Source organism: Gracilibacillus thailandensis (genome assembly GCF_010994055.1).
Lineage (GTDB): Bacteria > Bacillota > Bacilli > Bacillales > Amphibacillaceae > Gracilibacillus > Gracilibacillus lacisalsi.
In genome coordinates this window covers 45,611-61,335 of the sequence record NZ_WJID01000011.1, presented here as the reverse complement: position 1 = coordinate 61,335, position 15,725 = coordinate 45,611, and the positions used below count along the sequence as shown (strand labels likewise).

Here is a 15,725-nt window from a genome sequence, read left to right as displayed (position 1 = left end):
GTTTATTTTAACTAAATTTCAATATTAAATTTAGGCTGGTTCCAGTTTGGTATTATAATAAGTTGAATTTATGATTTAAAGTATTTTTACTCAATATACTTGCATGATTGACAATCATTGGTATCATCCTTTTCTATGAGTAATTAAAGTAAAAAGGGCCTCTAAACGAAGCCCTTTTGCAATAGTTGCGAGTTTTGACCTTCCTTATTAAGCCTCTTTCCGTTGCTTATTAGTGTTCTCCTTTGAAGATCCGCAACAGCTGTTGTTTTCAGTTTGTTTGACTTCTTCGATTTCAATGCTGCAGCAATTGGGTTTAGAGAACAACTTTTTAAGACCAGACTTTTTTTCTGCCATGAATATCACCTCCTTAAAAGGGTGATTTGATGATGCAAGCGCAACAACTATTTTCTTTTTAAACCTAAATAATTAAATTAACAATAAGACCTGTACCTATAGCCACTATTAAAATAGCTGAAATAAATGCAACTAAAAATTTCTTCTTAAATAGTTTAGACAACATAACTACTTCTGGGATACTTGCACCTGCACCACCAATAACTAAAGCAATTACAGTACCCATTGACATACCTTTTGAAACAAGTGCTTCTGCAATAGGTAACATTGTTTCAGGACGAATATACATTGGAATACCAATGACCGAAGCAATCATTATAGAGAAAATTCCGTCACCACTTGCATATTTTGTAATAAACTCTGCTGGAACAAATCCATAAATAAATGCACCAATAAAGACCCCTATAAATAAGTAAGGAAGCATTGGATAAAGAAATGCCCATGCATCATTTAAAGCTTGCTTAACTCTAGACCCTTGTTTATTACTGAAAAAGCCATCACCTTTAACAGTTACACCTTTATACGTCCCTGCTAAATTAAGTTTTGAAAATATAAGCCCCGTTAAAATACTAAAAATACTTAGCACGATAAAATATACTAGCGCAATTTCCCAACCTAACAATGCCCAAAGCATGAAAATCATAACCGGATTCATTAATGGTGAAGCAATTAAAAAACTCATTGAAGGTCCAAATGGTACTTTGGAATTTAATAATCCTGCTAGTATGGGTATTGTTGAACAGGAGCAAAATGGTGTAATTGCACCAAACAATGTACCTAATAAATAATTAACAGCTTTGTTTGGGCGACTTAAAATTTTTTTAATTTTTTCCTCTGATATTACTTGTTGAATTAAACTCACAATAAAGCTCACTACAATAAATAAAGCAAGTAATTCAAAAAATAGCATGAAAAAGGTTTTTATAAATTCTAAAATTGAATCTGTCATAAATATAACTCCTTTACATTTTATGTATCAACTTTTTTTGATATATAAATCAAAAAAAGTTGATTTATATAATAAATAACTAAGATACCCGTTAGAAAATTTTACAACAAGTATCTTCAGATAAGACAAACTGTATTTGTTCTTCATTAATTTTATAATAATTCCATGTACCATGTTTTTCTGGAATCAGAATATTAACATTTACTAATTTTTTTAAGTGATAAGATAGTTTTGATTGCTTTAACTCTAATTTTTCTTCTAAATCACAGACACACAAAGATTTATTTGGACTTTTACTAATTTCATTTATAATTTTTAATCTTATTTTATCAGCTAATGCATTAAACATATTTTCATAAAAATCAAGTGCCTCATCTTCACCTAATTCATTTACCTTTTTAATTAATTCCATTATTTCACCTCCAACTAATACATCAATTTTTTTTGATTTATTAACAGTATATTATCCATAAAATTAAATTGCAACCTTTTTAATCAAATTTATTTGATGAATTCCCCCTTAACTCCCTTTTAACACGATGTTCCGCATGAGAGTTGTTCGAAAAGAACTATAAAATTGACTTTGTTTTCAACACTAGGATTTTAGAAAAGCCTGCTGGATTACAAGAACGGTGGAAAAAAGTTAGAAAAACGCATCAAATCAAGTATTTAAATTATTAATATATGCGTATAAGAATTTTAATCTAAAGAATAGTAGTAGGAGTAAAATAAAATGATTTCTTAAAATTTCATGTTTCTGTGTATTAATCCATTGAATATATAAGCAAATAGTTATATACTAATTCCATAATAAATAATAAAAAGGGGGATTTAAATGCTGCAAATATCTTTTGAAATAGACAAAGCTGCGAACATTTTAAAACTGCTTGGTGACAAGACACGTCTAACGATGATGAAATTAATGGATAATCACGCTTGTTGTGTATGTGAATTTGTAGAAATATTTCAGTTCAGTCAACCAGCTGTTAGTCAACACTTGCGTAAGCTTAAAGATTTAGGACTGGTAGTGGAAGAAAGGAAAGGACAATGGATTTTCTACTCAGTAAATAAAAATAATGAGTATTATTCATTTATTCAACCAATTCTTGATCAACTTCCGAGTCAGGACTATAAAATAAAAGAACTAGAAGAAAAAGGTACACGAATTAATTGTTGTTAATATTGGAGGTATTATTTTGTCAACAACGCTTATACTCGCAATACTCATATTTGTAGCAACCCTCGTCCTAGTCATTTGGCAACCAAAAGGTTTAAATATTGGTTGGTCTGCAATGGGAGGAGCAGTTTTAGCTCTAATTGTAGGAGTCGTAGGGTTTAGTGATGTAATCGAAGTAACACAAATCGTTTGGAACGCCACATTGGCATTCGTAGCAATCATTCTTATTTCTTTAATTTTGGATGAAATTGGATTATTCGAATGGGCTGCCTTACGTATGGCCCGTTTTGCAAAGGGTAATGGAATAAAAATGTTTGTCTATATCAGTATATTAGGTGCGATTGTTGCTGCCTTGTTTGCGAATGATGGTGCAGCGTTAATTCTTACACCAATCGTACTTGCTATGGTACGTAATTTAAATTTCAAAGAAAAAATGATTTTTCCGTTTATCATGGCGAGTGGTTTTATCGCTGATACAACATCATTACCATTCATTGTCAGTAACTTAGTAAATATTGTGTCTGCAGACTTCTTTGGTATCGGATTTGTTGAATATGCTTCACGAATGATTATTCCAAATTTATTTTCATTAGTTGCAACGATTTCAGTGTTACTGATTTACTTTAGAAAAAGTATTCCAAGGTCGTATGATGTTTCTAAATTAACCGAACCTAGAAATGCTATTAAAGATCATAAAATGTTTCGTCTATCATGGAATGTCCTTGGCTTATTAGTAATTGGATACTTTACTAGTGAATTTATCAATATACCTGTTTCTATTATTGCAGGAACCATTGCTATCTTCTTTATTATTATGGGTAGACAAAGTTCCGCAGTAAATACAAAAAACGCTATTAAGGGAGCGCCGTGGGATATTGTGTTCTTTTCCATCGGAATGTATGTCGTGGTATATGGATTAGGAAATGCGGGACTCACCACTGCTCTAGCAAGTGTCATTCAAATGGTTGCCGAAGAAGGCTTATTTATTGCTACCGTTGGAATGGGGTTCATTGCTGCTTTTCTATCATCCATTATGAATAATATGCCAACGGTAATGATTGATGCTTTAGCAATCGCAGAAACAAATACATCGGGTGTGTTAAGGGAAGCACTTATTTATGCGAATGTTGTCGGATCAGACTTGGGTCCAAAAATAACACCAATTGGTTCTTTAGCAACATTAGTATGGCTTCATGTTCTTTCACAAAAAGGAATTAAGATTTCTTGGGGAACGTATTTCAAGACTGGTATTATTCTAACGCTACCAATCTTATTTATCACGTTACTAGGTCTATGTTTAACATTAACTATATTTTAATAAAGGAGTATTTATATGGGTAAAAAAACAATTTATTTCTTATGCACAGGTAACTCTTGCAGAAGTCAAATGGCAGAAGGCTGGGCAAAAAAGTATCTTGGAGATGAATGGGAAGTTCGAAGTGCAGGCATTGAAGCACATGGATTAAATCCCAATGCCGTAAAAGCCATGAAGGAAGTTGGTATTGATATAACAGATCAAAAATCGAAAACTATTGACCCAGAATTTTTAAATAACGCAACAATGGCTGTCACCTTATGTGGTGATGCAAAGGATAGTTGTCCAATGACGCCTGCTCATGTAAAAAGAGAACATTGGGGATTTGATGATCCAGCTAAATCAGAAGGTACGGAAGAGGAAGTATGGCAAGTATTTCAGCGTGTTCGGGACGAAATTGGTGAACGAATTAAACGATTTGCAGAAACCGAAGAATGACTGGTAGATAAGCCGTGAGAATATACTCAAGGCTTATCTATCTGATACCATATAAGTATATAGTTATATATTAATGGACTGGAGGTATTACCTATGAAAAAAGTAGAAATCTTTGACCCAGCTATGTGCTGTTCAACAGGAGTTTGTGGACCTAGTGTCGATCCAAACCTAACAAGAGTAGCTTCTGCAGTTTATTCAATGGAACAAAAAGGCGTGGACATCAAGCGATTTAATTTAGCAAATGACCCTGCAGCTTTTGCAGATAATAAAACGGTAAATCAGGTTCTTCAAGAAAAAGGAGCAGATGCACTTCCAGTAATACTTTTAGATGGGGAAGTAGTTAAAGTCGGTGAATATCCAACCAATGAGGAATTTGCGGAATGGTTGGAAGTAAGTGCGGAGGAATTGACTCAGAAACCTTGTGTACGTGTTTCAGTAAAACTCGATTAAAGGAGCATCTTAAAATGTATACACGTTATAATCCGAAACAGCATGTCGAAACACCTTATCTATTTTTTACTGGCAAAGGTGGGGTTGGAAAAACGTCCGTAGCATGTGCAACAGCAGTAGCACTTGCTGATCAAGGAAAAAAGGTTTTGTTAGTCAGTACGGATCCTGCTTCTAATTTGCAGGATGTATTTGAAATCGAGTTATCTCGTGAGCCTGTTGGAATTCCAAGTGTAAAAAACTTATTTGCGAGTAATATTGATCCAGAAGAAGCAGCCAGAGTATATCGTGAGAAAACGGTTGGACCATATCGGGATAAACTTCCAGAATCGGTAGTCAATCAGATGGAGGAACAGCTTTCTGGAGCATGTACAGTAGAAATTGCCACATTTGATGAATTCTCTCATTTATTAGCTGATGATAGAATTTTTACTCAATATGATCATGTATTGTTTGACACTGCTCCAACAGGTCATACGCTTCGTTTATTATCCCTACCTACAGCATGGTCAGGTTATTTGGAGGAAGCAACACATGGTGCTTCCTGCTTGGGTCCATTGTCAGGACTTGATGATAAGAAGGATATGTACCAAAAAGCAGTTGAATCCCTTTCTGATGGTGAAAAAACAACACTAATCTTAGTTGCAAGACCAGAGGAATCCACACTGATTGAAGCTAACCGTGCATCATCAGAGCTTGGAGAGATTGGCATCAAAAAACAAATGCTTATCATAAATGGACTATTGCAGTCTTATGACCAAAATGATGAGGTATCTACTGCGTTTTACGAAGGGCAGCAAGAAGCATTAACGAAAACACCAGAGGAACTGAAAAAAATTCAAACCTATTCATTGCCTTTTGTATCGTATTCCCTAATTGGTATGGATCGTCTTCGACAAATTGTTAGCGATGAACCTTTAGTTGAATTCAAGGAGACTAGTGAGGATACGGAACTTGCACCACTTTCTGAACTAAAGGATGTAATTGATGATTTTTCATCTAAAAATACTCGTGTTATTTTTACAATGGGTAAAGGTGGAGTTGGAAAAACATCAGTCGCTGCAGCAATCGCAGTTGGATTGACGGAAAAAGGGCATAAAGTTCATTTAACAACAACTGACCCAGCAGCACATCTGGAATATATGTTCCAAAACGGTACTGTTAATGAGAATTTATCCATCAGCAGTATTAACCCAGAAGTAGAAGTAGAAGCTTACAAAAAAGAAGTAATTACTAATGCTGGTGAATTGAATGATGACGAACTTGCCTTCTTACAGGAAGACCTTGAGTCTCCATGTACGGAAGAGATTGCGGTGTTCCGTGCTTTTGCCGATGTAGTAGAAAGGTCTGAACAAGAAATTGTTGTTATCGATACTGCACCAACCGGGCATACGTTGCTTTTACTTGATTCATCGGAGGCTTATCACAAGGAAATGAGCCGTTCTACAGGTGAAATTCCAGAAAGTGTGAAAAAGTTATTGCCAAGACTGCGTAACCCAGAAGAGACAGGGGTAGTCGTTGTTACATTGACAGAAGCAACTCCTGTTTTTGAGGCAACACGCTTGCAGGATGACTTAAAGCGAGCAGAGTTAACTCCAAAATGGTGGGTCATCAATCGAAGTTTATATGCAACAGGAACAACAGATAAAGTATTAAAAGCACGTGCAGCATCGGAAAAGCAATGGATTAAGAAAGTACAAGAAGAATTAGCTGATAATAGTGCGTTAATCCCTTGGATGAAGGAAGTAAAAATAGGCTATGACCAATTGAAGAAATTTGTTCAACTTTAAAAAATAAGGGGAGGAATTATAATGAATATCACAGAAAAGGCTAAAAATAAATTACAGGTTATTTTTCAAGAAAAGGGTGCAGAAGGTATTCGCTTCTATTCAATGGGGGCGGGATGTTGTGGTCCGCAATTAGGTATTTCTCTAGATGCGCCTGAAGAAAACGATATTGTGGAAGAAATTGATGGAATTAAAGTAGCCATTGATAAGGTTGTTAAAGATACTGTAGAAGGATTAACATTAGATGACGATGAAACACCAAACGGATCGCAATTTGTGTTACTAGGAATGGATCAGTGCTGCTAAGAATAAACATCAAGATAAGATCTGGAGGATTATAAACATATGAAGATAATTATTATTGGTTCAGTTGCAGCTGGTACATCTGTTGCTGCAAAGGCACGCAGAAACGATGAAAATGCAGAAATCACGTTATATAATGCAGACTATGATATCTCTTATTCCATTTGTGGAATTCCCTACTTTTTAGGGGGAGAAGTCGATGAGTTAGAGACATTAACACCGAGAAGTGCTGCATGGTTTAAAAAACGTTACAATGTGGACATTCATACACGTCATGAAGTTATAGGGATAGATACAGATAAGAAATCAGTCACGGTTAAAAATTTAGATACCAGTGAGACGAAACAGGACAATTATGATACATTGGTCTTTGCGACTGGTGCTACTCCAACCACCCCACCAATTAAAGGGGGAGACATGAAACACGTCTTTCATGTCCGCAATATCCAAAACACAGCAACAATAAATTCGTTTATGGTTTCTAATAATCCGAAAAAGGTGACTATCATCGGTGCTGGTTTCATCGGACTTGAAATGGCAGAACAGTTGACTCATAAAGGATTAGAAGTAACGATTGTACAGCGTAGCAATCAGATTATGCCGCATTTGGATAAAGATATGGCATCCCGTGTAGAAGAACATATCCGAGATAACGGAGTAAACTTGTTATTAAACGAAGAAGCAACTGTGATTACAGAGAATGCTGTGCAAACAAAAAGTGGCAATGTCATTGATTCTGACATAGTTATTTTAGCAACTGGTGTGAGACCTAATACCAAACTGGCAAAAGAAATTGGTGTCGAATTGGGTGCATCTGGAGCAATAAAAGTAAATCCGAAAATGCAAACCAATCTGTCTGATATTTATGCTGTTGGGGACGTAGCAGAAAGCTTTTCAATTATAACAGGAAAACCTATTTATCGTCCGTTAGGCTCTACAGCCAATAAAATGGGACGTATAGCTGGAGATGTAATTACTGGAGGTGATTTGGAACACCGCGGTATTTTAGGTACAGGAATTTTAAGGGTGTTTGACTTAGCGGTAGGCTATACCGGTTTAAGTGAAAAAGGGGCTAAGACAGAAGGGTTTGATATTGAAGTATTACACAATATTAAGCCTTCGAGAGCAGAGTACCTTGGTGGAAAAGAATTAATAATCAAGGCGATTGCAGATAGAAAAACAAGCCAAATTTTAGGTGTGCAAATCGTAGGAGAAGATGGAGTCGATAAGCGAATCGATGTATTCGTAACGGCTATCTCCTTTAAAGCAAAAGCTGAAGACTTATTCCATTTGGATTTAGCATACGCACCACCATTCAGTACAACTAAAGATCCCGTTATGTACACTGGGATGGCTTTACAAAATGCGATAGATAAGAAAAATAAACTGATTACCCCACAAGAATTAACGGATAGAATCGATAGCGGAGAAAGGTTCCAGATTATTGATGCAAGAGCAACGAAACAGTATGAGGTATCGAAAGTGGATGGAGCAGTAAATATTCCATTGGCAAAGTTGCGTGATGAAGCGAAGAATTTGGATCCTAATATCCCTACCGTAACGTATTGTAATAAAGGTGTTACAGGAAATGCTGCCCAGAATGTGTTAAAAAATATGGGTTTTAAAGAGGTATTTAATCTTTCTGGCGGGAATAAGAATTATCAGAGTTTTAAACGAAAGTTATAAAGAAAAACTATTAGGAGTAAAGATGTTTAGTGTCTTTTAATGATAGCAAGTTAGTTGTAACAGAAAAATTTAATCATATACTTGACCGTGTACTAAGGTACACGGTTTATTATGTTTCTAGGGGTGAATTATTTGAGTTACCGAATCAGTGTATTTGCAGAAAAATGTGGTGTAAATAAAGAGACAATTAGATATTACGAACAAAAAGGATTATTGCAAGAGCCTTTCCGAACGAATGCTAGGTATAGGATTTATTCAGATGACAATGTTAAGCGTGTAAAATTTATCAAAAGACTCCAAGACCTTGGGTTTACATTAAATGAAATTTATAAATTACTTGGCGTTGTTGATAATGATGAGGTTCGCTGCCGAAATATGTTCGAATTTGTATCGCAAAAGGAGAAAGCGGTTCGAAAACAGATTGAAGATTTAAAGCGAATCGAATCTATGCTACTGGATTTAAAAAGAAGATGCCCAGATCAAAAAGAATTACATCATTGTCCTATTATCGAATCACTAATTGTTGATTAGGGATAAGTATTACTGAATTATTTATAGAACTTAGGAGGAATAATTATGAAAAAATATCGGCTTAATATCGAGGGGATGAGCTGTTCAGGATGTGAGCAGCATATTAATATTGCATTAACTAGTATTGGTGCTAAAAACATTGAAACTAGTTTTCGATGTGGTGTATCTGTTTTTGAATTACCAAATGACGTTAATGTAGATAAAGTAAAAATGGTAATTACGCAAGCAAAATACCAACCTAAAGATATAGAAGAAATTTCATTACAAAAAAATGTAGAGTTAGATCATCAGGCTGGTTATGATTTACTAATTATTGGCTCAGGTGGGGCTGCTTTTTCCGCTGCCATTAAAGCTATCGAATATGGTGCAAAGGTTGGTATGATTGAACGTGGAATAGTTGGTGGAACTTGTGTAAATATTGGTTGTGTTCCATCAAAAACGCTTCTTAAAGCAGGAGAAATCAATCGCTTGGCTAAAACAAATCCATTTGCAGGACTACAAACATCTTCCGATAAAGTAGAATTAAATTCATTAATGGAACAAAAGGATGAATTAGTTAGTGGTCTTCGCAAACAAAAGTATATTGATTTAATCGAAGAATATGGAATTGATTTGATTGTGGGTCAAGCGAAGTTTGTTGATGAAAATACAGTTGAAGTAAATGGGAAAAATTTTTCATCAAAACGATTCCTAATCGCAACAGGTGCGTCTCCTTTTGTACCGCCTATTTCTGGTCTTGAAGAAGTGGATTATTTGACAAGTACATCGTTACTTGAGCTAAAAGAGGTTCCTAAACGTTTAACGGTTGTCGGTTCTGGATTCATTGGTTTGGAGCTTGGGCAAATGTTTCATAATTTGGGTTCTGAAGTAACACTTATACAAAGAGGCGAACGAATATTAAAAGGCTATGAACCAGAGATTTCAGAAGTTGCGGAAAAAGCACTAAGTGAACAAGGGATATATTTTGTAAAAGGTGCGGTTTTAGAACGAGTTGAACAAAAAGGAGAAATAAAAAAAGTTTATGTCACTGTAGATGGAAAACAAAATGTTATAGAAAGTGAACAACTTTTTATTGCTGCAGGAAGACAACCCAATACCAAAGAATTAAACTTAAAAGCTGCCGGTGTCAATGTTGGGTCTTGTAATGAGATAAAAATAAATGAATATGCCCAAACAAATAATAAAAATATCTATGCTGCTGGAGATGTCACATTGGGTCCTCAATTCGTTTATGTAGCTGCTTATGAAGGGAAAACTGTTGCTGATAATGCTATTGGCAGTTTGAATCGTAAACTAAATTTAGAGGTAGTACCTAGCGTTGTATTTACATATCCTTCAATCGCTACGGTTGGTTTAACGGAGGAACAGGCAAAAGAAAAAGGATATGAAGTAAAAATATCCGTATTACCTTTAGATTCTGTCCCTAGAGCAATCGTAAATAGAGAAACTACTGGTGTAATTAAATTAGTAGCAGAAGAAAAATCATTAAAGGTATTAGGAATTCATATCGTGGCAGAAAATGCAGGAGATGTAATCTATGCTGGAACATTAGCCGTAAAATTTGGATTAACTATTGAAGATTTAACAGAGAGCCTAGCTCCGTATTTAACAATGTCAGAAGGATTAAAATTGGCTGCTCTTTCAATTGATAAAGATGTTTCCAAATTATCTTGTTGTGCAGGATAAAAATAATATAATATACCTAAAACGAGTATTTATCTAAGTTGTAAAAATAACTTTTGACCCCTATAGTATTTGTTAGATATTAACAAAAATCAGTTTTAAATTAGTAATGAAAATTAAAGTGATAGTCTCTCACTATTCTAAGGTATTAGCTCATGAAGTAAACACCTTTCCTCTTACTTTAGGCGTCTTTTTAAACAAAGACGCTTTTCCTTTTTATAAAATTTCCCATGCGCAACTCTTTAGGTTATTACATACTAACAATTGCCAATTCTAATAAGATTTCTATAGACCCACACGAAATTGCCTTGATACAATGTTCAGGCAGTTAATGGAGGGGAATTACTATGGATGAACAAAAATATAAGAATCTAAAAATGGGTGAGTAAAAAAGGACTTATCCATTAATGGACAAGTCCTTAAATCGCAAAAATTATTCTACTGGTGATAATTCACCTTCTGTTACCCATTTATGGTTTTTCACTTCTTCCCCTAAGTAAGTAGATATAAAATCAACCATATGTACGGTTGTTTCTTCTGCTGAATCAATTACTGCTGAGGCTCCGTCCATCCCTTCCATATGATCTGTATTTAAGGTCACTTCGGATTCCCGGTTCAAATGAATTTTCTCCCGCTCCTTCAATTTCTTCGTGTATAACCCATTTATGATCTTCTATCGCTTCCCCATCAGTTGTTTGGGTATAGGAAACAGTATAAACTGTTGTATCATATGCTCCAACAATTGTTGCCTCTGCACCATTCATCCCAGTCATATGATCAGATTCAATTATAGCTTGGCTACCAACTTCATACGTTTTATTTTCAGCTTCTTCTAAACCTTCTGGAACTTCACCAGAACTAGAATGGCTCATACCAGAATAATCCATTCCATCCATATCTTCGTCAGGTTCTTCCATATCCATTTCATCATCATTATTGGATTCCATTTTCATATTTTTTTCCGTATTAAATTCATTTTCTGTGTTTTCTTCCTCATTTGTACCTGCACAAGCAGATAAGATAAACACAGTGAAAAATAGTAATCATAAATTTTTATTAAAAATCCTCTTAATTATATTGTTTATCGCTTTTATTTTAACAGTAAAATTTGTAAATTGGATTAAACTTATTTAGCAATCAAATGCTTTTCTGTAAAGGGTAAAGCACCTATATTAAGCCTCTTATTCAAACAATCATTTGACTAATTGGTTACATAGTCTTAAAATAAAAGCGTTCAAAAGTGTGTTTGAATATGGGGAGTTCACAAAATTGGTTTAAGAAGTGAGAGAATACAACTTATATTTTAGAATGGAGGGATTACTATAATGACAACGATTATATCTGCAGTTATCTCTTACATAGCGACAAGTATTGATTACATTGTAATTTTAGTTGTTTTATTTGCGCAAATGAAAAAGCAAAAAGGCTCGATTAGAGACATAGTATTAGGCCAATATTTAGGCTTTACCATACTTATAGTAGTTAGCCTTTTAGCAACTTTTGGCCTTGCTTTAATTCCACAGCAATGGATTGGATTACTTGGTTTGGTTCCAATATTTATCGGTTTGAAGGTTTTGCTTGAAAAAGATGATGACGATGATGAAGAAGTTTTAGAGTCTACCAATCGTTTTAGCAGTCTTATACTTAGTGTTGCGGTCATAATGTTAGCAGCCGGTGGAGATAATTTGGGTGTCTATATTCCTTATTTTACTACCTTAAACACAATTGAATTAGCCTTTACAATCGTAATTTATTATATTGCTGCGGGAGTATTATTATATTTCTGTCACCGTATATCAGCTGTAAAAGGTGTATCCGAAACAGTAGAAAAATACGAGAAAATTATTGTTCCAATTGTTTTTGTGATTTTAGGAATCATGATTATGTCTGAAAATGGAACTTTTAGTATGATATTAAATTGGTTTAATTAATTAAGAAAATGGCTATAAACACTTTTAATTAGTTATTAACTAAAGGCGAATTACATTAAATTGTCGAAAATAATTTTTTAAATTTAATCAAATAATTGTTTGACTATTTGTTTATAGAAGAATATATTATAAATATAATCATCATTCAAATGTTTGTTAGAATATATAAGGGGGATAATATGACAAAAGATATTTGTGAAGTGACGTATATCAATCAAGAGAAGGTAACCAGAGCTAAAAATAACCTTACTAAACAAAATCCTATGGACGTAGCTAAAGTTTTTAAGGCTCTGTCAGACGATACTAGGGTTAAGATTGCCTATGCTTTGTCTTTAGAAGACGAGTTATGTGTCTGCGATGTGGCGAACATTGTAGGATCTACTACTGCTACAGCATCTCACCATTTAAGATTGTTAAAAAATTTAGGGTTAGCCAAATACCGCAAAGAAGGAAAATTAGTATTTTATTCATTAGATGATGAGCATGTAAAGAAGCTTATAAATTTAGCCTTCGAACACCAGAAGGAGGTTGTCGAAGTTGAGTGAGTCAGTAAAGTCATTAGAGGATAAAAATGTATATCGCGTAGATGGATTTTCATGTGCGAACTGTGCAGGTAAATTTGAAAAAAATGTTAAGCAACTTCCGGGAGTTCAAGATGCGAAAGTGAATTTTGGAGCATCTAAAATTTCTGTTCAAGGTAATGCAACAATTGAGGAGTTAGAAAAAGCTGGCGCTTTTGAGAATTTAAAAGTAGCCCTGGAAAAGCCAAAACGTGAACCAAAAATAGTTGAAAATGTATATCGTGTAGAGGGGTTTTCATGCGCAAATTGTGCAGGTAAATTTGAAAAAAATGTTATACAACTTCCGGGAGTTCAAGATGCAAAAGTAAATTTTGGGGCATCTAAAATTTCTGTTCAAGGTAATGCAACAATCGAGGAATTGGAAAAAGCTGGTGCATTTGAGAATCTAAAAGTGTCACCAGAAAAACCAGTAAGGCAAGCTACACAAGAAACTAAAGAGGTTAGAGAGGTTGAAAAAGAAGAAAAAGTGCCATTTCATAAAAAGCATAGCACTTTATTATTTGCTTCTCTATTGATTGTCTTTGGCTACCTTTCCCAGTTTGTGAATGGGGAAGAGAATCTTGTAACTTCATTATTATTCGTATCATCCATTGTAATCGGAGGATTCTCACTCTTTAAAGTTGGTTTTCAGAACTTGTTACACTTTGATTTTGACATGAAAACGCTCATGACAGTGGCTGTTATAGGTGCTGCTATCATTGGAGAATGGGGTGAAGCATCTATTGTCGTAATTCTCTTTGCAATTAGTGAAGCACTTGAACGGTTCTCTATGGATAGAGCAAGGCAATCGATTCGTTCTTTGATGGACATTGCCCCGAAAGAGGCGCTTGTTAGACGGAATGGACAGGAATTGATGATACACGTTGATGACATTGCTGTTGGTGACATAATGATTGTAAAACCCGGCCAAAAGATAGCTATGGATGGTTTGGTTGTAAGCGGAAATTCTGCTGTCAATCAGGCTGCTATTACTGGTGAATCAGTCCCGGTTGAAAAAACAATTGATGATGAAGTTTTTGCAGGGGCGATAAATGAAGAAGGATTACTTGAAGTAAAAATAACCAAACTCGTAGAAGATACTACTATTTCAAAAATTATTCATCTTGTTGAGGAAGCACAAGGCGAACGCGCCCCGTCTCAAGCATTTGTCGATAAATTTGCGAAGTATTACACGCCGATTATCATGGTCATTGCAGCATTAGTAGCTATCGTTCCTCCTTTATTCTTTGGTGGAAGTTGGGAAACGTGGGTTTATCAAGGTTTAGCTGTGTTAGTTGTTGGTTGTCCTTGTGCATTGGTAATTTCAACTCCGATTTCTATCGTTTCAGCAATTGGAAATGCAGCCAAAAAAGGTGTACTTGTAAAAGGTGGAGTATATTTAGAAGAAATGGGAGCCTTGAAGGCTATTGCATTTGACAAAACAGGTACATTGACCAAAGGGGTTCCAGTTGTAACTGATTTTGAGGTATTAAACAATAATACGAGTGAAAAAGAATTGTTGTCTGTTATTACTGCGTTAGAGTATCGTTCCCAACATCCTCTTGCTTCGGCAATTATGAAGAAAGCGGAAGAATCAAACATTTCCTATTCCGATGTAGTGGTTGATGAATTCTCTTCTATTACTGGTAAAGGAATTAAGGGTATTATAAATGGAATGATCTACTATGTTGGAAGTCCAAAACTATTTAAAGAATTATTAGGATCAGGTTTCAATAAAAAAATAGATGAAAATGTTACGGAACTTCAAAACCAAGGAAAAACAGTGATGGTTGTTGGAACTGAAAATGAATTACTTGCTGTCATTGCAGTAGCTGATGAAGTTCGTGAATCAAGTAAGGAAGTCATTCAAAAACTACATCAACTTGGCATCGAAAATACGATTATGCTTACAGGTGATAACAAAGCCACCGCAAATGCCATCGGCGGTCATGTCGGGGTATCGGACTTTCAGGCAGAACTAATGCCACAGGACAAATTAGACTATATTAAACAGTTAAGATCCAAGTATGGTAACGTTTCTATGGTCGGGGATGGTGTCAATGACGCCCCTGCACTGGCGGCTTCCACCGTTGGAATTGCAATGGGTGGTGCAGGTACTGATACAGCACTGGAAACGGCAGATGTTGCCCTAATGGGAGACGATTTAACAAAACTACCGTTCACTGTAAAATTAAGCCGTAAAGCATTAAATATAATCAAGTCTAACATTACCTTTGCGCTAGGTATTAAATTAATTGCCTTACTATTAGTGATACCAGGTTGGTTAACGCTATGGATTGCTATTGCTTCTGATATGGGGGCAACTCTACTTGTAGCGTTAAATGGTTTAAGGCTTATGAGAGTTAAAGAATAAAGTAAAAAGGGGTTTTCCAGTAGATGGGAAACCCCTTTCTAAAGAGTAATCTATTGCGTCTTTGGGTCAATATATAGAGGGAAATTAGATTTGGTTATATATATGAGTTTAGTAACACTAGTGTGGTTCAAACACAATTCTACTATGAATTGAATAGTTTAATAATAATTAAGCACATAGTATACCGCGA

At 35.0% G+C, this 15,725-nt stretch carries 15 protein-coding genes and 1 pseudogene; 12 read left to right on the top strand and 4 right to left on the bottom strand.

Annotated features, from left to right (window positions below; translation table 11 throughout):
* Nucleotides 1-207 precede the first annotated feature (207 nt).
* The 3 genes from GH715_RS05080 to GH715_RS05070 form a co-directional block, all read right to left on the bottom strand.
* Nucleotides 208-354, bottom strand: coding sequence for a hypothetical protein (locus tag GH715_RS05080; RefSeq protein ID WP_153834510.1), 147 nt, complete (start codon nt 352-354; stop codon nt 208-210).
* 64 nt (nt 355-418) lie between these two features.
* Nucleotides 419-1,303 (bottom strand): permease, encoded by an 885-nt coding sequence (locus tag GH715_RS05075; RefSeq protein WP_121128285.1) that lies wholly within the window; start codon nt 1,301-1,303, stop codon nt 419-421.
* A gap of 91 nt (nt 1,304-1,394) precedes the next feature.
* Nucleotides 1,395-1,715 carry an ArsR/SmtB family transcription factor gene (locus GH715_RS05070; protein ID WP_121128287.1) on the bottom strand — a complete coding sequence of 107 codons (321 nt, stop codon included), beginning with the start codon at nt 1,713-1,715 and terminating at the stop codon, nt 1,395-1,397.
* A 423-nt stretch (nt 1,716-2,138) separates the two neighbouring features.
* Between GH715_RS05070 and GH715_RS05065 the strand changes: the two genes are divergently transcribed.
* The 9 genes from GH715_RS05065 (at nt 2,139) to merA (ending at nt 10,673) form a co-directional block, all read left to right on the top strand.
* A complete protein-coding gene (locus tag GH715_RS05065; RefSeq protein WP_121128289.1) occupies nt 2,139-2,483 on the top strand; it encodes an ArsR/SmtB family transcription factor in 345 nt (114 codons plus the stop codon).
* 16 nt (nt 2,484-2,499) lie between these two features.
* Nucleotides 2,500-3,798, top strand: coding sequence for an arsenic transporter (locus GH715_RS05060; protein WP_153834511.1), 1,299 nt, complete (start codon nt 2,500-2,502; stop codon nt 3,796-3,798).
* A gap of 15 nt (nt 3,799-3,813) precedes the next feature.
* The gene (gene arsC, locus GH715_RS05055) at nt 3,814-4,233 is read left to right on the top strand and encodes an arsenate reductase (thioredoxin) (protein ID WP_121128293.1); all 420 of its coding nucleotides are present in this window, start codon (nt 3,814-3,816) and stop codon (nt 4,231-4,233) included.
* A 93-nt stretch (nt 4,234-4,326) separates the two neighbouring features.
* A complete protein-coding gene (gene arsD / locus GH715_RS05050; RefSeq protein WP_121128295.1) occupies nt 4,327-4,683 on the top strand; it encodes an arsenite efflux transporter metallochaperone ArsD in 357 nt (118 codons plus the stop codon).
* A gap of 14 nt (nt 4,684-4,697) precedes the next feature.
* Nucleotides 4,698-6,470: an arsenical pump-driving ATPase gene (gene arsA, locus GH715_RS05045; RefSeq protein WP_121128296.1), complete on the top strand. Its 1,773-nt coding sequence runs from the start codon at nt 4,698-4,700 to the stop codon at nt 6,468-6,470.
* Nucleotides 6,471-6,491: 21 nt separating this feature from the next.
* Nucleotides 6,492-6,773 (top strand): HesB/IscA family protein, encoded by a 282-nt coding sequence (locus GH715_RS05040; RefSeq protein ID WP_121128298.1) that lies wholly within the window; start codon nt 6,492-6,494, stop codon nt 6,771-6,773.
* A gap of 39 nt (nt 6,774-6,812) precedes the next feature.
* The gene (locus GH715_RS05035; protein ID WP_121128300.1) at nt 6,813-8,456 is read left to right on the top strand and encodes an FAD-dependent oxidoreductase; all 1,644 of its coding nucleotides are present in this window, start codon (nt 6,813-6,815) and stop codon (nt 8,454-8,456) included.
* Between the two features lie 132 nt (nt 8,457-8,588).
* Nucleotides 8,589-8,987: an Hg(II)-responsive transcriptional regulator gene (merR, locus tag GH715_RS05030; protein WP_121128301.1), complete on the top strand. Its 399-nt coding sequence runs from the start codon at nt 8,589-8,591 to the stop codon at nt 8,985-8,987.
* A gap of 45 nt (nt 8,988-9,032) precedes the next feature.
* On the top strand, nt 9,033-10,673 hold the full coding sequence (gene merA / locus GH715_RS05025; RefSeq protein ID WP_153834512.1) for a mercury(II) reductase: 1,641 nt from the start codon (nt 9,033-9,035) through the stop codon (nt 10,671-10,673).
* A gap of 430 nt (nt 10,674-11,103) precedes the next feature.
* Here merA and GH715_RS05020 read toward each other — a convergent pair.
* Nucleotides 11,104-11,593: pseudogene (locus GH715_RS05020) on the bottom strand (YdhK family protein).
* 402 nt (nt 11,594-11,995) lie between these two features.
* Between GH715_RS05020 and GH715_RS05015 the strand changes: the two are divergent.
* The 3 genes from GH715_RS05015 (at nt 11,996) to GH715_RS05005 (ending at nt 15,535) form a co-directional block, all read left to right on the top strand.
* On the top strand, nt 11,996-12,601 hold the full coding sequence (locus GH715_RS05015; protein ID WP_153834513.1) for a CadD family cadmium resistance transporter: 606 nt from the start codon (nt 11,996-11,998) through the stop codon (nt 12,599-12,601).
* Nucleotides 12,602-12,780: 179 nt separating this feature from the next.
* Entirely contained in the window at nt 12,781-13,146 is a 366-nt protein-coding gene (locus tag GH715_RS05010; protein WP_153834514.1) for an ArsR/SmtB family transcription factor, read from the top strand.
* The gene (locus tag GH715_RS05005) at nt 13,139-15,535 is read left to right on the top strand and encodes a heavy metal translocating P-type ATPase (protein WP_153834515.1); all 2,397 of its coding nucleotides are present in this window, start codon (nt 13,139-13,141) and stop codon (nt 15,533-15,535) included. Before GH715_RS05010 ends, GH715_RS05005 begins: the two co-directional genes overlap by 8 nt.
* Nucleotides 15,536-15,725 lie beyond the last annotated feature (190 nt).